This window comes from Micromonospora sp. NPDC049836 (assembly GCF_044465125.1).
In the GTDB taxonomy this organism is placed as follows: Bacteria; Actinomycetota; Actinomycetes; order Mycobacteriales; family Micromonosporaceae; genus Micromonospora.
In genome coordinates this window covers 239,713-260,738 of record NZ_JBITLH010000001.1, presented here as the reverse complement: position 1 = coordinate 260,738, position 21,026 = coordinate 239,713, and the positions used below count along the sequence as shown (strand labels likewise).

At 72.9% G+C, this 21,026-nt stretch carries 20 protein-coding genes; 15 read left to right on the top strand and 5 right to left on the bottom strand.

The genetic code is table 11. The features are described from left to right. The first annotated feature begins 76 nt into the window (after positions 1-76). From ACIBPB_RS01210 to ACIBPB_RS01185, 6 genes are all read left to right on the top strand, one after another. Positions 77-1,012: a hypothetical protein gene (locus tag ACIBPB_RS01210; RefSeq protein ID WP_396837643.1), complete on the top strand. Its 936-nt coding sequence runs from the start codon at positions 77-79 to the stop codon at positions 1,010-1,012. Positions 1,013-1,111: 99 nt separating this feature from the next. After that, positions 1,112-3,685, top strand: coding sequence for a bifunctional FO biosynthesis protein CofGH (locus tag ACIBPB_RS01205; protein WP_396837642.1), 2,574 nt, complete (start codon positions 1,112-1,114; stop codon positions 3,683-3,685). 152 nt (positions 3,686-3,837) lie between these two features. After that, positions 3,838-4,116 carry a hypothetical protein gene (locus tag ACIBPB_RS01200; protein ID WP_396837641.1) on the top strand — a complete coding sequence of 93 codons (279 nt, stop codon included), beginning with the start codon at positions 3,838-3,840 and terminating at the stop codon, positions 4,114-4,116. A 97-nt stretch (positions 4,117-4,213) separates the two neighbouring features. Then, entirely contained in the window at positions 4,214-5,611 is a 1,398-nt protein-coding gene (locus ACIBPB_RS01195) for a DUF4331 domain-containing protein (protein WP_396837640.1), read from the top strand. A gap of 11 nt (positions 5,612-5,622) precedes the next feature. Next, positions 5,623-5,964 carry a phospholipase gene (locus tag ACIBPB_RS01190; protein ID WP_396837639.1) on the top strand — a complete coding sequence of 114 codons (342 nt, stop codon included), beginning with the start codon at positions 5,623-5,625 and terminating at the stop codon, positions 5,962-5,964. Between the two features lie 492 nt (positions 5,965-6,456). Continuing rightward, entirely contained in the window at positions 6,457-6,717 is a 261-nt protein-coding gene (locus ACIBPB_RS01185; RefSeq protein ID WP_013284161.1) for a WhiB family transcriptional regulator, read from the top strand. A 97-nt stretch (positions 6,718-6,814) separates the two neighbouring features. Here the strand turns inward: ACIBPB_RS01185 and ACIBPB_RS01180 are convergent, their stop codons facing one another. Beyond that, the gene (locus ACIBPB_RS01180) at positions 6,815-7,264 is read right to left on the bottom strand and encodes a metallopeptidase family protein (RefSeq protein WP_046562606.1); all 450 of its coding nucleotides are present in this window, start codon (positions 7,262-7,264) and stop codon (positions 6,815-6,817) included. 154 nt (positions 7,265-7,418) lie between these two features. Here ACIBPB_RS01180 and ACIBPB_RS01175 point away from each other — a divergent pair, with 154 nt between their 5' ends. After that, on the top strand, positions 7,419-7,787 hold the full coding sequence (locus ACIBPB_RS01175) for a DUF3499 domain-containing protein (protein ID WP_357315723.1): 369 nt from the start codon (positions 7,419-7,421) through the stop codon (positions 7,785-7,787). 23 nt (positions 7,788-7,810) lie between these two features. Here ACIBPB_RS01175 and ACIBPB_RS01170 read toward each other — a convergent pair whose 3' ends face one another. The 4 genes from ACIBPB_RS01170 to ACIBPB_RS01155 form a co-directional block, all read right to left on the bottom strand. After that, positions 7,811-9,187, bottom strand: coding sequence for an NAD(P)/FAD-dependent oxidoreductase (locus ACIBPB_RS01170; protein WP_396837638.1), 1,377 nt, complete (start codon positions 9,185-9,187; stop codon positions 7,811-7,813). Beyond that, positions 9,187-9,954: a pyridoxamine 5'-phosphate oxidase family protein gene (locus ACIBPB_RS01165; protein WP_396837637.1), complete on the bottom strand. Its 768-nt coding sequence runs from the start codon at positions 9,952-9,954 to the stop codon at positions 9,187-9,189. Before ACIBPB_RS01165 ends, ACIBPB_RS01170 begins: the two co-directional genes overlap by 1 nt. After that, the gene (locus ACIBPB_RS01160; protein ID WP_396837636.1) at positions 9,939-11,285 is read right to left on the bottom strand and encodes an aspartate aminotransferase family protein; all 1,347 of its coding nucleotides are present in this window, start codon (positions 11,283-11,285) and stop codon (positions 9,939-9,941) included. Before ACIBPB_RS01160 ends, ACIBPB_RS01165 begins: the two co-directional genes overlap by 16 nt. Positions 11,286-11,433: 148 nt before the next feature. Next, positions 11,434-11,946, bottom strand: a complete 513-nt coding sequence (locus ACIBPB_RS01155; protein ID WP_396838149.1) for an Lrp/AsnC family transcriptional regulator — start codon at positions 11,944-11,946, stop codon at positions 11,434-11,436. Positions 11,947-12,155: 209 nt separating this feature from the next. Between ACIBPB_RS01155 and ACIBPB_RS01150 the strand changes: the two genes are divergently transcribed. From ACIBPB_RS01150 to ACIBPB_RS01115, 8 genes are all read left to right on the top strand, one after another. Next, the gene (locus ACIBPB_RS01150; protein WP_396837635.1) at positions 12,156-13,340 is read left to right on the top strand and encodes an extracellular solute-binding protein; all 1,185 of its coding nucleotides are present in this window, start codon (positions 12,156-12,158) and stop codon (positions 13,338-13,340) included. A gap of 5 nt (positions 13,341-13,345) precedes the next feature. Further along, positions 13,346-14,500: an ABC transporter ATP-binding protein gene (locus ACIBPB_RS01145; protein WP_396837634.1), complete on the top strand. Its 1,155-nt coding sequence runs from the start codon at positions 13,346-13,348 to the stop codon at positions 14,498-14,500. After that, positions 14,497-15,408, top strand: a complete 912-nt coding sequence (locus ACIBPB_RS01140; RefSeq protein ID WP_396837633.1) for an ABC transporter permease — start codon at positions 14,497-14,499, stop codon at positions 15,406-15,408. The genes ACIBPB_RS01145 and ACIBPB_RS01140 overlap by 4 nt, the downstream gene beginning before the upstream one ends. A gap of 55 nt (positions 15,409-15,463) precedes the next feature. Further along, the gene (locus tag ACIBPB_RS01135) at positions 15,464-16,300 is read left to right on the top strand and encodes an ABC transporter permease (protein WP_396837632.1); all 837 of its coding nucleotides are present in this window, start codon (positions 15,464-15,466) and stop codon (positions 16,298-16,300) included. Beyond that, a complete protein-coding gene (locus ACIBPB_RS01130; RefSeq protein WP_396837631.1) occupies positions 16,297-17,718 on the top strand; it encodes an NAD(P)/FAD-dependent oxidoreductase in 1,422 nt (473 codons plus the stop codon). The genes ACIBPB_RS01135 and ACIBPB_RS01130 overlap by 4 nt, the downstream gene beginning before the upstream one ends. After that, positions 17,718-18,920 carry a saccharopine dehydrogenase family protein gene (locus ACIBPB_RS01125; protein WP_396837630.1) on the top strand — a complete coding sequence of 401 codons (1,203 nt, stop codon included), beginning with the start codon at positions 17,718-17,720 and terminating at the stop codon, positions 18,918-18,920. Before ACIBPB_RS01130 ends, ACIBPB_RS01125 begins: the two co-directional genes overlap by 1 nt. Beyond that, positions 18,917-19,930 carry an agmatinase gene (speB, locus tag ACIBPB_RS01120; protein WP_396837629.1) on the top strand — a complete coding sequence of 338 codons (1,014 nt, stop codon included), beginning with the start codon at positions 18,917-18,919 and terminating at the stop codon, positions 19,928-19,930. The genes ACIBPB_RS01125 and speB overlap by 4 nt, the downstream gene beginning before the upstream one ends. Before the next feature lie 418 nt (positions 19,931-20,348). Continuing rightward, entirely contained in the window at positions 20,349-21,026 is a 678-nt protein-coding gene (locus ACIBPB_RS01115) for a DUF559 domain-containing protein (protein WP_396837628.1), read from the top strand.

The window sequence follows — 21,026 nt, the reverse complement described above, 5'->3', positions numbered from 1 at the left end:
GCCATCGATCGGCCGGTGCCCGATGCGACTAGGCTCACGTCCGGCAACTGTCCGTCATCGTCCCCAGGGGGAGTCCGTGACCAGCCCCGCCGAGCCGGCGTCCAGCGACGCGACGCAGGCCAGCCAGGTGACCAAGCCACTGCGCGAACTGGCCGCGCTCGTCCTGCTCGGCGCGAACGCCGTGCTGCTCTTCGTGAGTCTGCTGCGCCTGCTGCTGCCGCTGGACGGCTACGGCACGTTCACCGACCGGGCCGGCTCCACCCACTACGGGTTCGTCGGCATCGAGTCGGCCGTGCTGCCGCTGCTGGCCGTCCTGCTGGCCACCCACGTGCGCCCCACCCTGGCCAGGGCGAAGCTGATCACCCAGGTGGCGCTCGCCGAGTACGCCTTCGCCGCCCTCTTCGGCGCGCTCACCTTCCTGGTCTGGCTGGTCGGCCGGCTCACCGACGCGGCGGTGCTGGACGCCTTCCTCGGCATGCTGAGCCGGCTCGCCGGGCTGGCGATCTTCGGGATCGCCGCGTTCGTGGTGTTCCGGATCTGGCGCACGCTCTACTTCGTCCCCCGCCCGAAGCCCCAGCCCGGCATGTACGGCCAGCCGCAGCCGGGCTGGCCGCAGCAGCCGGGCCAGCCGGGTGGCTACCCGGGCCAGCCGGGCGGTTTCCCGGGCCAGCCGGGCCAGCCGGGCCAGCCGGGCGGCTACCCGGGACCGGGCGGGTACCCGGGCGCCGGCGCGCCGCCGCAGCCCGGCCACCCGGTGCCGGGCCAGTACGGCCACCCGCAGTCCGCGCCGCCGTTCAACACCGCCCCGCCGCACACCCCGCAGTCCGGCCCGCCGTACGGCGCCCCGCAGTCCGGACCCCCGTACGGCGCCCCGCAGCCGGCGCCGCCGTTCGGCCAGCCGCCGTCGGCCGACCCGACCCAGGCCATCCCGCGCCAGCCGGCGGAACCCGCCCCGCACGACGGCGACCGCACCGAGCGCTTCGACCGGGACGACCCGAACCACCCGCGCTGACGGCCCCCGGCGGCGGTCCGTCCCGGACCGCCGCCGGCCCGTCGGTGGACCTGACCGGGGCCGGTCCGGCCCGCTCCGGCCAGCGCCTAGGCTGGACGGATGGTTGATCGCAGCGAGTCCGGCCCGACCGAGGCGAGCATCCGGCGGGCGCTGGGCCGGGCCGCCGCCGGGCGGGCGCTGGACCTCGACGAGGCGAGCGCGCTGCTGGCCGCGCGCGGGGACGCCCTGGCCGACCTGCTCCGGATCGCCGGCGAGGTGCGCGACGCCGGGCTGCGCGAGGCCGGCCGACCGGGCGTGGTCACCTTCTCCAAGAAGGTGTTCATCCCGCTGACCCGGCTCTGCCGGGACCGCTGCCACTACTGCACGTTCGCCACCGTGCCGCACCGGCTGCCCGCCGCGTACCTGGAGAGGGACGAGGTGCTCGCGGTCGCCCGGGCGGGCGCCGCGCAGGGCTGCAAGGAGGCCCTGTTCACCCTCGGTGACCGGCCGGAGGAGCGCTGGCCGGCGGCCCGGCGCTGGCTGGACGAGCGGGGTTACGACTCCACCCTCGACTACCTGCGCGCCTGCGCGGTGGCGGTGCTGGAGGAGACCGGCCTGCTGCCGCACCTCAACCCGGGCGTGCTGTCCTGGTCCGAGTTGCAGCGGCTCAAGCCGGTGGCGCCGAGCATGGGCATGATGCTGGAGACCACCGCTACCCGGCTCTGGTCGGAGCCGGGCGGCCCGCACTACGGCTCGCCGGACAAGGAGCCGGCGGTGCGGCTACGGGTCCTCGAGGACGCCGGCCGGGTCGGCGTGCCGTTCACCACCGGCCTGCTGATCGGCATCGGTGAGACCCCGGCCGAGCGGGTCGACGCGCTCTTCGCGATCCGCCGCGCGCACCGGGAGTACGGCCACCTCCAGGAGGTGATCGTGCAGAACTTCCGCGCCAAGCCGGACACCGCGATGCGCGGCATGCCCGACGCGGAACTGCACGACCTGGCGGCCACGGTGGCGGTGGCCCGGGTGCTGCTCGGCCCGAAGGCCCGGATCCAGGCCCCACCGAACCTCATCGAGGGCGAGTACGACCTGCTGCTGCGGGCCGGCATCGACGACTGGGGCGGCGTCTCGCCGGTCACCCCGGACCACGTCAACCCGGAACGCCCCTGGCCGCACCTCGACGAGTTGGCCCGGCGTACCGCGAGCGCCGGGTTCACCCTGCGGGAGCGGCTGACCGTCTACCCGGAGTACGTCCGGGCCGGCGACCCGTGGCTGGACCCGCGCCTGCTGCCGCACGTGCGCGCCCTCGCCGACCCGGCCACCGGGCTCGCCGTCGAGGCGGCCCGGCCGGTGGGCCGGCCCTGGCAGGAGCCGGAGGAGGTCTTCGGCGGCCGGGCCGACCTGCACGCCACCATCGACACCACCGGGCGCACCGGGGACCGGCGGGGCGACTTCGACCAGGTCTACGGCGACTGGTCCGAGGTGGCGGGCCGGATCGCGCCGGAGGCGCTCGCGCGGGTACCCGGGAACGCGAGCACGGCAAGCGCGGCCGCGCGGGCACCCGGGGACGGGAACACGGGCGGCGCGGACGGTGACCTGCGGGCGGGCCTGCGGCTGGCCGCGGCCGACCCGGCGGCGCTGCTCGCGCCGGCGCACGAGGCGGCGGCGCTGGCGCTGTTCGGCGCGGACGGGCCGGCGCTGGACGAGCTGTGCCGGATCGCCGACGACGTCCGCCGCGACGCGGTCGGCGACGACGTGACCTACGTGGTCAACCGCAACATCAACTTCACCAACGTCTGCTACGTCGGGTGCCGGTTCTGCGCCTTCGCCCAGCGGGAGTCCGACGCGGACGCGTTCCGGCTCTCCGTGCAGCAGGTCGCCGACCGCGCCGAGGAGGCCTGGGCGGCCGGCGCCACCGAGGTCTGCCTCCAGGGCGGCATCGACCCGAAGCTGCCGGTCACCGGCTACCTCGACATCGTCCGGTCGATCAAGGCGCGGGTGCCCGGGCTGCACGTGCACGCGTTCTCCCCGATGGAGATCGTCACCGCCGCCGCGAAGGCCGGCGTGCCGGTGAAGGAGTGGCTGCTCCAGCTCCGCGACGCCGGGCTGGACACCATCCCGGGCACCGCCGCGGAGATCCTCGACGACGACGTGCGCTGGGTGCTCACCAAGGGCAAGCTGCCGGCCGCCGCCTGGGTCGAGGTGGTCAGCACGGCCCACGAGCTGGGCATCCGGTCCAGCTCCACGATGATGTACGGCCACGTCGACCATCCCGGGCAGTGGCTGGCCCACTTCCGGGTGCTGGCCGGCGTGCAGGACCGGACGGGCGGCTTCACCGAGTTCGTGGCGCTGCCCTTCGTGCACACCAACGCGCCGATCTACCTCGCCGGGATCGCCCGTCCGGGGCCGACCTGGCGGGAGAACCGGGCCGTGCACGCGATGTCCCGGCTGCTGCTGCACGGCCGGATCGCCAACATCCAGTGCTCCTGGGTCAAGCTCGGCGACGCCGGGACCGTGGCGATGCTCCAGGGCGGCTGCAACGACCTGGGCGGCACGCTGATGGAGGAGACGATCTCCCGGATGGCCGGCTCGGGCAACGGCTCGGCGCGTACCGAGGAGCAGTTGCGGGCGATCGCGGCGACCGCCGGCCGGCCGGCCCGCAGGCGGACGACCGCGTACGGTCACGCCGGCGCCTGACGTCGAACCTTTCCCCGCCGCCGGCCGTACCAGTGGATGCCGGCGGCGGTCGCGGCGAGAACCGCCGCCGGCGACCCCGAACCGGGGCCTCCGGCGGTGCCCGGGTCCCCGTCCACTGCGGGCGCTGCGGCGCCGGCCCGGAAAGGTTGCCCATGACCAGTGATCAGCGGAAGCGGCCCTGGCCGCGCCTGACCCGCCGGCAGACGTTGACCGCCGCGGCGAGCGCCACCCTGGGCGCCGCCGCCCTCACCGTGCCGGGCCTGTCGGCCGCCCAGAACGCGCCCTCGGCGGGCCGCCGGGACGAGCCGATCGTGGTCCACCTCCGCGACGCGGCCTCCGGCGCGCTGGACGTCTTCGTCGGCAGCACCCGGATCGAGGTACGCGACCGGGGCCTGGCGAACCGGCTGGTCCGGGCCGCCGGACGGCGCTGACCCGCGCGTGCCGCCCCGGCGGCGTCACCTCCTCCCGGCGCGGGTTCCCGCCGCCGGTCCCGCATCGACTTCCCCCTCGACGAAGGTGTGGTCCGCCATGTCCTCTCACCGTGAAGCCCCGGAGATAGCCAAGGATCCGGTCGCCGACAGCTCCGACCTGTACGCGTTCGTCAGCCCGAGCCACCCCGACACGGTCACGTTGATCGCCAACTACGTGCCGGTGCAGCTCCCCTCGGGCGGTCCGAACTTCTTCGAGTTCGGCGACGACGTGCGGTACGAGATTCACCTCGACAACGACGGCGACGGTTATCCGGATGTCACCTATCGGTTCGAATTCAGCACCGAGATCACGAATCCGAACAGCTTTCTTTACAACACCGGGCCGATCGAGTCGCTGGACAGCAAGAACTGGAACCGGCGGCAGTTCTACCGGCTGACCCGGGTGGTGGACGGGCGGGCGCGCGTGCTGGCGCACAAACTGCCCTGCCCGCCGTGCAACGTGGGGCCGCTCTCCACCCCGAAGTACCAGGAACTGGTCCGGCAGGCCACCTACCGGCTCTCCACCGGCGAGCGGGTCTTCGCCGGGCAGCGGGCGGACGGCTTCTTCGTCGACCTGGGGGCCGTCTTCGACCTCGGCACGCTCCGCCCGTTCCAGCAGCTGCACGTGGCCGGCAAGCGGCTGTTCAGGACCGAGGGTGAGCCGGTCAACGCGCTGGACCGCACCAACGTGCACAGCATCGCGGTGCAGGTGCCGCTGGCCACCGTACGCCGCAAGGCCAGCCGGTACGGCTACGCCGACCGCGCCTCGACGGTCGGGGTGTGGACCACGGCGTCCCGGCAGCAGGTCCGGGTGCTCGGCGACCGGGAGGCCGCGGACACCGCGGCCGGTCCGTTCACCCAGGTCTCCCGGTTGGGCAACCCGTTGTTCAACGAGGTCCTCGTGCCGATGTCCAGGAAGGACCGGTGGAACACGCTGCCGCCCACGGAGGACAGGCGGTTCGCCCAGTTCGTCGAGCATCCCGAGCTGGCCGCCCTGCTGCCCACCCTCTACCCGGGGGTCTTTCCCAACCTGGACGCGCTGAACCGGTCGAAGAAGCCCCGGGCCGACCTGGTCGCGATCCTGCTCACCGGCATTCCGGCGGGCCTGATCGACGGCTTCGCCAACACCACCGGGGACGTGCAGGCGGACATGCTGCGGCTGAACACGGCGATCCCGCCCACCCGAAAGCCGGACCGGTTCGGCGTGCTCGGCGGCGACCTGGCCGGCTTCCCGAACGGCCGGCGGGTCGGTGACGACGTGGTGAGCATCGCGTTGCGGGCGATCGCCGGGTTGACCGTGCCGCTGGTGGACAGGACGTTCAAGCCCGATCCGGCGGCGGCCACGCTCACCCCGGGACTCAGCGCCGCCGACGTGACCGCCCCGTTCCTCGCCGACTTCCCGTTCCTCGGCACCCCGTACGACGGGTTCGGCAACCCGCCGGCCGGGAAGTCCTGAGGAGCGTCCGCGTGCACCAGCATCAGCACACCCTCGGGCCGTCGGAGCGCGGCAGCGTCGTGCTCGAACTGGGCGGCGACTGCGGCGCCCTGGTCGTCTACACGGGACCGGACCTGCACGGCCGGGAGATCGAGATCAGTCCGGCCGGCCGGGACGGGGCGCGTACCCACTCGGCCGTCCGGGCGCGGCACGTCCGCGACGGGCTGTTCCACAGTGCCGTCTATCCGGGCCTGCCGGCGGACGTCTATACCGTCTGGTGGGACGATCGGACCCCGGCCGGAGCGATCTCGGTCACCGGCGGCGCCGTCGCCGAGTTCGTCTTGCCGACCAGCGCACCCCCGGGTACGCGCTGACCGTACCGGCCCTGCCCGCTGCCGCGCCCTGCCCACGATGTGGGCGGGGCGCGGTCGGCGTTGGCGGGCTCGACGAGCGGTTCTGCGGCGGCCGGGTTAACCTTTCCCCCACCACAATGCTGATCTTGGACGGGACTCCGGGAGCCGCCCGGCGACGGTCCGCCGGAGCCGCAACGGGGGGCGTCCGACGGGGCCGGGACCGGGTGCGCCACGGCGAAAATCTCGGGCAACTCGCCGGGGAGGGCGTTACTCGTCGGGGGTTTGAATCGATAGGGCAGGTTGCGAGGCTCGGGCGGCTCGGTGGTCGTCCGGAGGTGTCGGGAGGGCGACTCCATTATCAAGTTTGGCTTGACGGCGCACGCATTACACGCGTGTAATTTGAATGGGGTTGTTCGTTCGGAACACAACAAATTGGGTGCGGACGGACAGGCACGCCTTTCGCGTGGGGGGTTGCAGCGGCGATGACGCCGGTGCGCGACAAGGAGGCAACTGATGGACGGCCAGCTCGAGGTGGCCGACCTGCTCGGAAACGCGCCGGAGTGGCAGGAGCGGGCGCTCTGCTCGCAGACCGACCCGGAGGCGTTCTTTCCCGAGAAGGGCGGCTCGACCCGCGAGGCGAAGCGCATCTGCTCGCGGTGTGAGGTCAAGACGGAATGCCTGGAATACGCCCTCGGTCACGACGAGCGGTTCGGGATCTGGGGTGGGCTCTCCGAGCGGGAGCGGCGCAAGTTGAAGCGGCGGGTCGCCGCCTGACGTGTACCGGGTCGGGGCGGTGGGGGCCGCCCGGCTCGGGCCGACGACCCGGCCGGCGGGGGCCGGCCGGTCCACGGCACCGCGTCGACGAGCGGGCTCAGGCCAGTTCGTCGGGGTCGACCCCGAGCAGGTTCGCCACCTGCTCGATGATCACGTCGTGGACGAGATCCGCGAGGTCCTCCCGGTCCATCGCGCGGAACTCCAGCGGCCGGCGGTAGAGCACGATCCGCGGCGGCACCTCCTGCCGGCCCGGCCGGCCGGGCAGCAGCCGGGCGAGCGGCACCTCGCCGTCCTCCAGCACGTCGGAGTCGTAGACGTTCAGCTCCGGCGGGACGTCCTCGACGGCGAACTCGACCCCGGCCAGTTCCTTGGCGAAGCGGCGTTCCAGCGTCTCGACGGTGTCCAGCACCAGGTCGTCGAAGACCTCGGCCTTGGTCCGGGCCAGCGGCACGGTGGCCGGCACCAGCCGCCCGCGCAACCCGCGTCCGTGCCGGTCACGGTGGGTGCGCCGGCCGGAGCCGGGGCGGCGGTTCTCCGGGCTCGTCATGACGCAAAGGGTAGCCCGCAGGTCCCGGCCGCCCGCCGTTGCGCCGCCGGTGCGCCGCGCCCGGCCGCCGATCGGACGAATTGTGATCACCACGACGGGCGTGTCGCAACGCGAAGCGGTGCGCCGGACCCGGTAATGGGGATACCCTGCCGCCGTGAGGTCACCACGGCGCTGCTCCCGTAACGGCTGCCCCCGGCAAGCGGTCGCCACATTGACCTATGTCTACAACGAGTCGACCGCCGTGGTGGGTCCGCTCGCGGCCTTCGCCGAACCGCACACCTACGACCTCTGCGAGCCGCACGCGCGGAGCCTGACCGCCCCGCGCGGCTGGGACGTGGTCCGGCACGAGGGCGAGTTCGAGCCGCCGCCGCCCACCACCGACGACCTGGTCGCGCTGGCCGAGGCGGTACGCGAGGCCGCCCGCCCCGCACCCCCGCGTCCCCCCGAGGACGACCACCTCAACCCCCAGACCCCCCAACAGGGCCGCCGCGGCCACCTCCGGGTCATCCCGCCCACCCACTGATCCCCTCCTCCGGAGGGCCGGGGTCAGTGGCCCAGGAGGCGGGAGAGGGCGGTGGCGCGGCGGGCCGGGCGGCCGGTGCGGGACTCGGCGGCGTCGGCGGAGAACATCACCCGCAGGCCGGCGTTGACGGCCAGCCAGCGCAGCGGCTCCGGCTCCCAGCGGGGGGAGCGGTGGTTGACCCAGGGCAGCGCGGTCAGGTCGCTCTCCGCGCCCCGGATCAGGTCGGCCAGGGTACGGCCGGCCAGGTTGCTGGTGCCCACCCCGTCGCCGACGTACCCGCCGGCCCAGGCGAGACCGGTGCTCCGGTCCAGCCCCACCGAGGCGGCCCAGTCCCGGGCCACCCCGAGCGGCCCGCCCCAGCTGTGGCTGACCGGCACCTCCGGCCCGAGCACCGGAAAGAGTTCGCCGAGCACCCGGCGCAGCGCCGCGAAGACCCGGGGCTCCCGGTCGTAGCCGGGACGGACCCGCGAGCCGTAGTGGTAGGGGGCGCCCCGCCCGCCGAAGGCGAGCCGGCCGTCGGCGGTGCGCTGGCCGTAGATGATGACGTGCCGGTAGTCGGAGAACGTCTCCCGCTCGGCCAGGCCGATCTCCGCCCAGGTCGCCGCGGACAGCGGCTCGGTGGCCACCATCAGCGAGTAGACCGGTGCGACGGCCCGCCGCTGCCCGGGCAGGGCCGGGGTGAAGCCCTCGGTCGCCCGGACCACCACCGGGGCACGGACCACCCCCGCCGGGGTCACGGCGGCACCGGGCCGGAGCGCGGTCACCGGGGTCCGCTCGAGGATCCGTACGCCCCGACGCTCCGCCGCCCGGGCCAGGCCGCGGACCAGCTTCGCCGGGTGCACGGCGGCGCAGTGCGGGGTGTACGTGCCGCCGCGTACCCCGTCGGCGTGGCAGCGGGCGGCGGCCTCGGCGGCGTCGAGCAGCACCAGGTCGGCGTCGGCGAGCCCGTACTCGCGGGCCTCGGCGACGGCGGCCCGGGCCCGGCCGAGCTGGACCTCGCTGCGGGCCAGCACCACGGTCCCGCCGGCCCGCCAGTCGCAGTCGATGCCCTCGGCGGCGACCACCCGGCCGACCTCGCGGACGGTCTCCCGCATGGCCCGCTGCATGGCCAGCGCCCGGTCCCGGCCGTGCCGGCGGGCCAGCGCGGGCAGCGAGGTGGGGAAGAGCGCGGAGCACCAGCCACCGTTGCGCCCGGAGGCGCCGTACCCGGCGATCTCCTTTTCCAGCACCACGATCCGCAGCGTCGGGTCGGTCACGGCGAGGTAGTACGCGGTCCAGAGCCCGGTGTAGCCGGCGCCGACGATGACCACGTCGGCGTCGGTGTCGCCGGCCAGCCCGGGGCGCGGGGTCAGCGGCTCGTGCACGGTGGACAGCCAGTACGACAGCTCCTGGTAGCGCATCACCACTCCGGTGGGGGCAGGTCGTGGCGCAGCCGAGGGTCGGGCCGCGGAATCCCGTACGCCTCGACGACCGGCACCACCCCGGCCCAGACCGGCCGGTCGAGGTCGTCCTCGGGGTCGTCGGGCGGGCCGGCGCTGACCTTCACCGAGCACTCGTGCAGCGGGAGGGCGAGCACCAGCGTGGCGGCAAGTTCCCTGGCCGAGGGCGGCCGGATCTCCGCCCAGCGACCGGGCAGCAGGTGCTCGGAGAGGCGGTGCAGCGCGGCCAGCTTGGCTTCGCCGGTGAGCGCGGTGAGGGTGCCGAGCACCATGGCGCAGCGGTAGTTCATCGAGGACTCGAAGGCGCTGCGAGCCAGCACCAGGCCGTCGAGCAGGGTGACGGTGAGGCAGGCCGGCGCGCCGGCGGCGAGGTGCCGGAACAGCCGGCTGCCGGTGGAGCCGTGCACCAGCACCCGCTCCCCGTCCCGGGCGTACGCCACGGGCAGCGCGTACGGCTGGTCGCCGTCGACGACGGCCAGGTGCGCGACCCGGCCGGCGTCGAGCACGGCGTGCAGCGCCGCCCGGTCGTGGACGGCGAGGTCGGGCAGCCGGCGTACCCGGGTCCGGTCGGTGCCGCCGACGGCGGCCGGCTCCTCGACGGTCCCGGCCGGTTCGGCGGGGCCGGGCCGGGACCGCTCGGTCCCGTCCGGGTCGGCGGCGTCGGCGGGGCCGGGCCGGGACCGGTCGGTCCCGGCCGGCCCTGAGCCGCCGGTCAGAGGCGGGACCATGCCTCGGTCAGCACGGCGCGCAGGATCTGCTCGATCTCGTCGAACTGCTGCTGGTCGGCGATCAGCGGCGGGGCGAGCTGCACCACCGGGTCGCCGCGGTCGTCGGCGCGGCAGTAGAGCCCGGCCTGGAAGAGCGCGGTGGAGAGGTAGCCGCGCAGCAGCCGCTCGGACTCGGCCTCGTCGAAGGTCTCCCGGGTCGCCTTGTCCTTGACCAGTTCGATGCCGTAGAAGTAGCCGTCGCCCCGGACGTCACCGACGATCGGCAGGTCGGTCAGCTTCTCCAGGGTGGACCGGAACGCCGCCTCGTTGGCCCGGACGTGGCCGATCAGGTCCTCGCGGGCGAAGACCTCCAGGTTGGCCAGGGCCACCGCGCAGGAGACCGGGTGGCCGCCGAAGGTCACCCCGTGGGCGAACATGCCGGTCTCGGTGAGGAACGGCGCCATCAGCCGGTCGCTGGCGATCATGGCGCCGAGCGGGGCGTACCCGGAGGTGATGCCCTTGGCGGTGGTGATGATGTCGGGCTGGTAGCCGTACCGGTTGGCGCCGAAGTACTCGCCGAGCCGGCCCCAGGAGCAGATCACCTCGTCGCTGACCAGCAGCACGTCGTAGGCGTCGCAGATCTCGCGGACCCGCTGGAAGTAGCCGGGCGGCGGCGGGAAGCAGCCGCCGGAGTTCTGCACCGGCTCCAGGAAGACCGCGGCGACGGTGTCCGGCCCCTCCCGCTCGATCGCCCGGCCGATCTCGTCGGCCGCCCAGCGGCCGAACGCCTCGGCGTCGTCGCCGTGCTCGGGCGCCCGGTAGAAGTTGGTGTTCGGCACCTTGATGCCGCCGGGCACCAGCGGCTCGAAGTCGCTCTTGATGCCGGGCAGGCCGGTGATCGACAGCGCCCCCATCGAGGTGCCGTGGTAGGCGATGTAGCGGCTGACCACCTTGTACTTGTTCGGCTGGCCGGTGCGCTTGAAGTAGGCCCGGGCCAGCTTCCACGCCGCCTCGACGGCCTCCGAGCCGCCGGTGGTGAAGAAGACCCGGTTCAGGTCGCCGGGGGCCAGCGCCGCGACCTTCTCGGCCAGCTCGACGGCGGTCGGGTGGGCGTACGACCAGAGCGGGAAGTAGGCCAGCTCGGCGGCCTGCTTGGCGGCCGCCTCGGCGAGTTCGGTCCGGCCGTGGCCGGCGTTGACGACGAAGAGCCCGGCGAGTCCGTCCAGGTAGCGGCGGCCCTGCGAGTCCCAGACGTACGCGCCCTCGCCGCGCACGATGGTCGGTATCTCGCCGGCGGAGTAGCTGGCCATCCGGGTGAAGTGCATCCAGAGGTGGTCGGTGGCGTTGGCCATGTCAGCCCCATCGGGTCTCGGGCCGGTCAGGGGTGACACCGGCCGCTCTGCCCACGGTTATCGCACAGGCGTTGCTGATAACGCAAGTCTCCGAGGCTTCATGCAACGGATTCAGCGAGAGGCGTTTGCCAACGCAACGGAATCCGTATCAGGCGGTGCCCCAGCTGTAGGTCTGCTTGCGCAGCTTGAGGTAGACGAACGCCTCGGTCGCCAGCACCCCGGTGACGGCACGCAGCTTCTGCAGGATCTCCAGCAGGTGCTCGTCGTTGCGGCAGACCACCTCGGCCAGCAGGTCGAACGAGCCGGCGGTGATCACCACGTAGTCGATCTCCTCGAACTCGGCGAGCCGGTCCGCCACGGCCTCCAGGTCGCCGTCGGTGCGCAGGCCGATCATGGCCTGGCGGGGGAAGCCGAGCTGGAGCGGATCGGTCACCGCGACGATCTGCATGACGCCGGCGTCGAGCAGCCGCTGCACCCGCTGCCGGACCGCCGCCTCGGAGAGCCCGACCGCCTTGCCGATGGTCGCGTACGGGCGCCGCCCGTCCTCCTGGAGCTGCTCGATGATCTGCTTGGCCACGTCGTCGAGCAGCGCGTGACTGGCTCCTTCACGCACAGTGACGCGCCGCGTCCCGTTTCCGTTCTCGAGCTGCCGGTTGGCCATCGTCGCTCCCACTTGTCCGGATCCTTGCGGCTGAGCGTAGTGCCCGCGCGCAGTCTGGCGTATTTCGTGGTCCATCGCTATTCCCGCAACGGAATCCCTTGTAAGGAAGGTCACTGCATGTCAGGATCAGTCGTCCATCGCCATTGACCCTCCCGCCGGCGCGCCACCCCCGTCCCGCCGCCGACGATGACCCCCAGAGGAGTCGTCACATGCGTAGTCCCCTCCGGCCCCTCACCCGGCGTGGTCTGCTCACCGGCACCCTCGGCTCGGCCGCGCTGCTCGCCACCGCGGGCACGCTGGCCGGCTGCGGCACGAAGGGCGCCCAGCAGACCGAGGCCGGCTGCAAGAGCGAGGACCTCTCCGCGACGGAGAAGAAGCTGGCCTTCTCGAACTGGCCGCAGTACATGGACGTCGACGAGAAGGACGAGTCCAAGCGCCCCACCCTCGACGCGTTCATCGCCAAGTCGGGCGTCCAGGTCACGTACACCGAGGACGTCAACGACAACAACGAGTTCTTCGGCAAGGTGCAGAACCAGCTCGCCGGCTGCCAGACCACCGGGCGGGACATCATGGTGCTCACCGACTGGATGGCCGCCCGGATGATCCGGCTCGGCTGGATCCAGAAGCTGGACAAGGCCAAGCTGCCCAACGTCGACGCCAACCTGCTGCCCTCGCTGCGCAACCGCTCCTTCGACAGCGACAACCAGCTCGCCATCCCGTGGCAGTCCGGCCTCGCCGGGCTCGCGTACAACGCCAAGGTGACCAAGGAGATCCGCAGCGTCGACGAGCTGCTCACCCGCCCCGACCTCAAGGGCAAGGTGACCGCGCTGTCCGAGATGCGCGACACGATGGGGCTGCTGCTCCAGTCCAACGGACACGACCCGGCCAACTTCACCACGGCCCAGTTCGACGACGCCCTCAACAAGCTCAAGAAGGCCGTCGACGCCAAGCAGATCCGCAAGTTCACCGGCAACGACTACGCTCCCGACCTGGCCAAGGGCGACATCGCCGCGTGCATCGGCTGGTCCGGCGACGTGATCCAGCTCGGCTTCGAGGACGAGAAGATCAAGTTCGTGGTGCCCGAGTCCGGCGTGATGCTCTGGTCGGACAACATGCTGGTGCCGAACAAGGCCAGCCACCGGGCCAACGCCGAAGAGCTGATCAACTACTACTACGACCCGGCGGTGGCCGCGAAGCTGGCCGCGTACGTCAACTACATCTGCCCGGTCAAGGGCGCCCAGGCCGAGATGGAGAAGATCGACCCGGACCTGGCGAGCAACCCGCTCATCTTCCCCGACGACGCGATGCTGTCGAAGTCCAAGGTCTTCATGGCCCTGGACGAAAAGCGGGAGAAGGAGTACGAGACCAAGTTCCAGCAGGTCATCGGGGCGTGACCAGGATGGCATCCGAGACACCGGCCGGCGACCTGCGGCTGGCCAACCTGACCAAGCGGTTCGGCGTCTTCACCGCGGTCGACGACCTCAGCCTGACCGTCCCGCAGGGCTCGTTCTTCGCCCTGCTCGGGGCGTCCGGCTGCGGCAAGACCACCACCCTGCGGATAATCGCCGGACTGGAGGAACCGACCAGCGGGCAGGTGCTGCTCGGCGACCGGGACATCGCCGGGCTGCGGCCGTACAAGCGGCCGGTGAACACCGTGTTCCAGAGCTACGCGCTCTTCCCGCACCTCGACATCCACGAGAACGTCGCCTTCGGGCTGCGCCGGCGCGGCATCCGCAAGGTGACCGATCAGGTCGAGCGGATGCTCGCGCTGGTGCAGCTCGACGGGTACGGCCGGCGCAAACCGGCCCAGCTCTCCGGCGGCCAGCAGCAGCGGGTCGCGCTGGCCCGCGCCCTGATCAACCACCCGCAGGTGCTGCTGCTCGACGAGCCGCTCGGCGCGCTCGACCTGAAGCTGCGCCGGCAGATGCAGATCGAGCTGAAGCGGATCCAGACCGAGGTCGGCATCACCTTCGTGCACGTCACCCACGACCAGGAGGAGGCCATGACCATGGCCGACACGGTCGCGGTGATGAACGCCGGCCGGATCGAACAGCTCGGCGCCCCCGCCGACCTCTACGAGTACCCGGCGACCGCGTTCGTCGCGAACTTCCTCGGCCAGTCCAACCTGCTCGCCGGCGAGGCGTCCGGACGGGCCGGCGACGAGGTGCCGGTCACCGCGCACGGCTCGCGCTTCGCGGTGCCGGCGGCCCGGGTCCGCGTCGACCACGGGCCGGTCTTCCTCGGGGTACGCCCCGAGAAGCTGCACCTGGCCGCCGACCCCGGCGCGGTGCCCGGCGCGCACCAGCACCTCGGCGGTGTGGTCACCGACGCCTCCTACGTCGGAGTGAGCACCCAGTACCTGATCCGCACGGCCTGGGGCAGCGAGCTGTCGGTCTTCGTCGCGAACAGCGGGGTCGGCGGCCGGTTCGCCCTCGGCACCCCGGTGACCGCGCACTGGGACCCGCGGCACGCCTTCCTGCTGCCCCGCGCGCCCGGCGAGGACGACCAGACCGCACCGCTGCTCGACGAGCCACCGGTGGGTGTCGGGTCATGACCGCCCTGGCGCACGTGTCCACCCCGGCGGGGGAGCCGGCAGCGCCGCCGGCCCCCCGCCGGGGGCGCCACCGGCTGCTGCCGTACCTGCTGCTGCTGCCGGGCGCGGCCTGGCTGCTGGTCTTCTTCGCCCTGCCGCTGCTCCAACTCGCCGCCGCCAGCCTCTACGACCCGAGCGGATCGCTCGCCACCGGGTACGCGATGACCTGGTCCTTCGGCAACTACCCGGCCGCGCTCGAGCAGTACTGGCCGCAGCTCGCCCGCTCGTTCGGCTACTCCGCGATCGCACTCGTGCTGGCCCTGCTGATGGGCTACCCGCTGGCGTACGGGATCGCCCAGAAGGCCGGCCGGTGGAAGAACCTGCTGCTGGTCGCCGTGGTCGCGCCGATGTTCACCAGCTTCCTGGTCCGCACCCTGGCCTGGAAGACCATCCTGTCGGACCACGGCTGGGTGGTCGGGCTGCTGCGCGACGTGCACCTGCTCGGCCCGGACGGCCGGTTGCTGGCCACCCCGTTCGCGGTGGTGCTCGGCCTCACCTACAACTTCCTGCCCTTCCTGGTCCTGCCGCTGTACGCGAGCCTGGAGCGGCTCGACCCGCGCCTGCTGGAGGCGGCGAGCGACCTGTACGCCAGCCCGCTGCGGGCCTTCCAGAAGGTCACCCTGCCGCTGTCCATGCCCGGGGTGATCGCCGGCACGCTGCTCTTCTTCATCCCGGCCACCGGCGACTACATCAACGCCGAACTGCTCGGCACGCCGAACGAGTACATGATCGGCAACGTCATCGACTCGGCGTTCCTGGTCCGGCTGGACTACCCGCAGGGCGCGGCCCTGTCGTTCCTGCTGATGGCGGCGATCCTCGCGATCGTCTTCGGCTACCTGCGCAAGGCCGGCACGGAGGAGGTTCTGTGAGCGCGCGAAGTGCGGCGAAGCGGAGCCCCGCGGTCGCGAACGGCGGTGCGTGGTGATGCGCCGCTGGCTCGCCGACCGGTGGGTGATGGGGGTGGCCCTGCTCGTCCTGCTCTACCTCTCGCTGCCGATCATCGTGGTGGCCGGGCTCTCCTTCAACCGGCCCTCCAGCCGGCTGTCCTACGACTTCCACGAGTTCACCCTGGACAACTGGACCCATCCCTTCCCCACTGTGGAGATGCGCGACGCGGTGGTCCGCAGCATCGAGATCGGCCTGATCGCCACGGTCATCTCCACCGTCCTCGGCACTCTGATGGCGTTCGCCCTGGTCCGGCACGGCTTCCGGGGCCGGGCCGGGATCAACGGGCTGATCTTCCTGCCGATGGCCACCCCCGAACTGGTGATGGGCACCTCGCTGCTCGCCCTCTTCGTCGCCGCGCAGATCCCGCTGGGCTTCTGGACCATCGTCATCGCGCACGTCATGTTCTGCGTGTCGTTCGTCGTGGTCACCGTGAAGGCCCGCCTCGCCGGCATGGACCGGCGGCTCGAGGAGGCCGCCATGGACCTGTACGCCAGCGATTGGCAGACCTTCCGGCGGATCACCCTGCCGCTGGTGCTGCCCGGCATCGTGGCCGCCGCGTTGCTGGCCTTCTCGCTCAGCTTCGACGACTTCATCATCACGAACTTCAACTCGGGCACCACCGTCACCTTCCCGATGTACGTCTGGGGCGCCGCCGGGAAGGGCATCCCACCCCAGGTCAACGTCATCGGCACGGCGATGTTCGTGATCGCGCTGGCGGTGGTCGGGGCCAGCTCGCTCCGGGGCCGTCGGGCCCGGCGCGCGGCTCTCGCGGCGCCCGTCGCCGCCGTCGGGGCGCCGAAGAGCGCGTCATGACCCTCCCGCATACCGGCCGGGCGCTGGCCGACGCCGCGCCCGTCCCGTACTGGCTCGACCGGCCGGACCGTCCCGACCCGCTGCCGCCGCTGGCCGGCCCGCACCAGGCCGACCTGCTGATCGTCGGCGGCGGGTACGCCGGGCTCTGGACGGCGCTGCTGGCCAAGGAGGCCCGACCCGACCGGGACGTGCTCCTGGTCGAGGCCGGCACCTGCGGCTGGGCGGCGTCGGGGCGCAACGGCGGCTTCTGCGCCGCGTCCCTCACCCACGGCCTGGCCAACGGCGTCGACCGGTTCCCCGGCGAGATCGCCGAGCTGGACCGGCTCGGCCGGGAGAACCTGGACGCCATCGCGGCGACCGTGGCGCGGCACGGCATCGACTGCGACTTCGTCCGCAGCGGCGAACTGGCCGTGGCCGTCGAGCCGTACCAGCTCGCCGGGCTGGCCGCCGACGCCGAGCTGGGACGCCGGTACGGCCACGACGTCCACCTGCTCGACCGCGACGAGGTACGGGCCGAGGTGCACTCGCCGACGTACCTCGGCGGGCTGTGGGACCGGGACCGGGTGGCCCTGCTCGACCCGGCGCGGCTGGCCTGGGGACTCCGCCGGGCCGCCCTCGACCTCGGCGTACGCATCCACGAACACACCCGGGTCACCGGCCTGGCCCGGGACGGTGGCGCGCTGCGCGCGACCACGGCCGGCGGTCCGGACGCCGCCCCGGGCGCGGTCCGGGCCCGGCAGGTGGCGCTCGCCACCAACGCGTTCCCGCCGCTGCTGCGCCGGCTGCGCGCCTGGCTGGTGCCGGTCTACGACTACGCGCTGATGACCGAACCGCTGACCCCGGCACAGCGGGACGCGATCGGGTGGGCCAACCGGCAAGGGCTCGCCGACACCGGCAACCAGTTCCACTACTACCGGATCACCGCCGACGGCCGGATCCTGTTCGGCGGCTACGACGCGGTCTACCACTACGGCAACCGGATGGCACCGTCGCTGGAACAGCGGGCGGCCACCTTCACCGCCCTCGCCGACCACTTCTTCACCACCTTCCCGCAACTGGCGGGGCTGCGGTTCAGCCACCGCTGGGGCGGGGTCATCGACACCTGCACCCGGTTCTGCGCGTTCTTCGGCACCGGCTACCAGGGGCGGCTCGCGTACGCGGCCGGGTTCACCGGGCTCGGCGTCGGCGCCACCCGCTTCGGCGCCCGGGTGATGCTCGACCTGCTCGGTGGCGAGGAGACCCCGCTGACCCGGCTCGACCTGGTCCGCCGCAAGCCGCTGCCGTTCCCGCCGGAGCCGGTCCGGGCCGCCGGCATCCACCTCACCCGCTGGTCGCTCGCCCGCGCCGACGCGCACGAGGGCCGGCGCAACCTCTGGCTCCGTACTCTCGATCGTCTTGGACTGGGGTTCGATTCCTGATGCGCATCCTGCTCGTCGGCGCCGGCGGCGTCGGCTCCGCCGCCGTCGCCATCGCCGCCCGCCGCTCCTTCTTCGAGACCATGGTCGTCGCCGACCACGACCCGGCCCGCGCCGCGCGGGCGGTGGCCGGCCACGGCGACCGGTTCGTCGCCGCGACCGTCGACGCCTCCTCCGCCGACGCGGTCGCCGCGCTCTGCCGGGAGCACCGGATCACCCACGTGCTCAACGCGGTCGACCCGCGCTTCGTCATGCCGATCTTCGACGGCGCGTTCGCCGCCGGGGCCGACTACCTCGACATGGCGATGTCCCTGTCCCGACCACACCCGTCGGCGCCGCACGCGGAGACCGGCGTGAAGCTCGGCGACGAGCAGTTCGCGGCGGCACCCGCCTGGGCGGACGCCGGCCGGCTGGCGCTCTGCGGGATCGGCGTGGAGCCCGGCCTCTCCGACGTCTTCGCCCGCTACGCCGCCGACGAACTCTTCGCCGAGATCGACGAGATCGGGGTACGCGACGGGGCGAACCTCACCGTCGACGGCTACGACTTCGCGCCGTCGTTCTCCATCTGGACCACCATCGAGGAGTGCCTGAACCCGCCGGTGGTCTGGGAGGCCGGCCGCGGCTGGTACACCACGGCGCCCTTCTCCGAGCCGGAGGTGTTCGAGTTCCCGGCCGGGATCGGCCCGGTCGAGTGCGTCAACGTCGAGCACGAGGAGGTGCTGCTCATCCCGCGCTGGATCGAGGCGAAGCGGGTCACCTTCAAGTACGGCCTCGGCGACGAGTTCATCGAGGTGCTGAAGACGCTGCACAAGCTCGGCCTCGACGCGGTCACCCCGGTACGGGTGGGCGGCGCCTCGGTCGCGCCCCGCGACGTCGTGGCCGCCTGCCTGCCCGACCCGGCCACCCTCGGCGACCGGATGCGCGGCAAGACCTGCGCCGGCACGTACGTGACCGGCACCGGCGTGGACGGCCGGCCCCGCCGGGTCTACCTCTACCACGTGGTCGACAACGAGTGGTCGATGGCGGAGTACGGCCACCAGGCGGTGGTCTGGCAGACCGCCGTCAACCCGGTCGTCGCCCTGGAACTGCTGGCCACCGGCGCCTGGTCCGGCAGCGGGGTGCTCGGCCCGGAGGCCCTGCCCCCGCTACCCTTCCTCGACCTGCTGACCGCCTACGGCTCGCCGTGGGGGATGGAGGAACGGTGACCCGCTACGGCCCGATGTACGGCCCCGACATCACCTTCCTCGGCATACCGCCCTGCACCCTGGAGGAGCCGGTCACCTACGCCGACGCGGACGTGGTGATCGTCGGCGCGCCCTTCGACGGCGGCACCTCGCACCGGCCCGGCACCCGGTTCGGCCCGTCCGCCATCCGGCAGGCCTGCTACCTACCGCACGACGGCTCCCGCCCGTCGCTGGCGCTGCGCGTCGACGGCCTGCGGGACCTGCGCGTGTACGACGCGGGCGACGTGGAGATGTTCTCCGGCGACATCGAACGGTCGCTGGCCGCGCTGGAGACCGCCGTGCACGCGGTCGCCGCCGCCGGGGCGATCCCGATCGTGCTCGGCGGCGACCACTCCATCGCCCTGCCCGACGCCACCGGAGTGGCCCGGCACCACGGGCTCGGCCGGGTGCCGCTGGTCCACTTCGACGCGCACGCCGACACCGGGGACATCGAGTTCGGCTCGCTGCACGGGCACGGCCAGCCGATGCGCCGGCTCATCGAGTCCGGCGCGGTACGCGGCGACCGCTTCCTCCAGATCGGCCTGCGCGGCTACTGGCCCGACCCGCCGACCCTGGCCTGGATGGCGCAGCAGCGGATGCGCTCGTACGAGATGACCGAGGTGGTCGCGCGCGGGCTGGACACCTGCCTCACCGAGGCGTTCGGGATCGCGGTCGACGAGTGCGAGGGCGTCTTCCTCTCCGTCGACGTGGACGTGGTCGACCCCGGCATGGCGCCCGGCACCGGTACCCCGGAACCGGGCGGACTGACCTCCCGGCAACTCCTGGACGCCGTCCGCCGCTGCTGCTACGAACTGCCCGTGGTCGGGGTCGACGTGGTCGAGGTCGCCCCGCCGTACGACCACGCCGACATCACCGCCTTCCTCGGCAACCGGGTCGTCCTGGAGGCCCTGTCGGCGATCGCCCGCCGCCGCCGCGACGCCGCCGGCGCCCCACCCTGGAACCCCACCCAACCCCTCCTCGACTCCCGCTGACCCCCCGCCCCCCCCCGCCCCCGCCCCCCGCCCCCCGCCCCCGCCCCCCTCCGCGTCGATCATGGAGTTGTGGCGCCTCGAAGGCGTACTTTGCGGCTTTTGTCAGCGACCACAAGTCCTTGATCGACGACGGGCTTGGGGTGGGGGATAGCACGGGAGGGGGTGGGGGTGGGGGGTTTCCACAGGGGCGGGTTGTCCACAGGGGTGGGTGCGTGGGGTGGGGGTGGGGGTGGGGGGTCAGGGTGGGCGGGTGGTGGAGCGGTATCGGGAGTTGCGGGCGGCGGGGGTCAGCCGGGGGGAACTCCGGCACCGGCTCGAGAGGGGGAGTCTGAGCCGGTTGTCAAGGGGGGTCTACGGCAGGTACGAGGACGAGCTGAGTTGGCTGCATGCCCTGTTCCGTCGGTTGCCTTCGGGTGCCGTGGCCGGCTTCCAGACCGCTGCCCGACTGCATGGATTCGGCGCGGCACCGAGCGCACAGGTGCATGTCATCGTTCCCGCGGGCAGCGGAGTACCGAAAATCCAAGGGGTCGCGGCGCACGAGGCGGTGCTGCCCGTCTCCACCGTCGTGGAGATCTCCGGGGTGCCGTGTGCGCCGGCTGCCCGGTCGGCCGTTGATCTCGCTCGGGTGCTGCGGCGGATGGACGCCCTGCCGCTGTTGGACCTGTCACTGCGAGCGGGCGCGTGCAGCCGCGACGAACTACTCGCCGAGGTCGCGCTGCACGCCCGCCTGCGTGGGGTGCGGCAGGCACGTCGGCTGACGGAACTCGCCGATCCGCGCGCCGAGTGCCGGCAGGAGAGCCAACTGCGGCTGTTGCTGATCGACGGCGGCCTTCCGGCGCCGGAGCCGCAACTCTGGGTCCCGGACCAGGACGGGGTGCACATCTACCGGCTGGACCTGGGCTACCGGGAGCAGCGGGTCGGCGTCGAGTACGACGGCCGCTCCCACCTGGACCCTGATCGCCTGCACCACGATCGGTCCCGCCTCAACTGGCTCGCCGCCAATGGCTGGCGCATGCGCCACTTCACGGCAACCGACCTCTACCGCCGCCCCCAACACATCCTCGCCACCCTCCGCCCCCTCCTCCTCGCCCCCTGA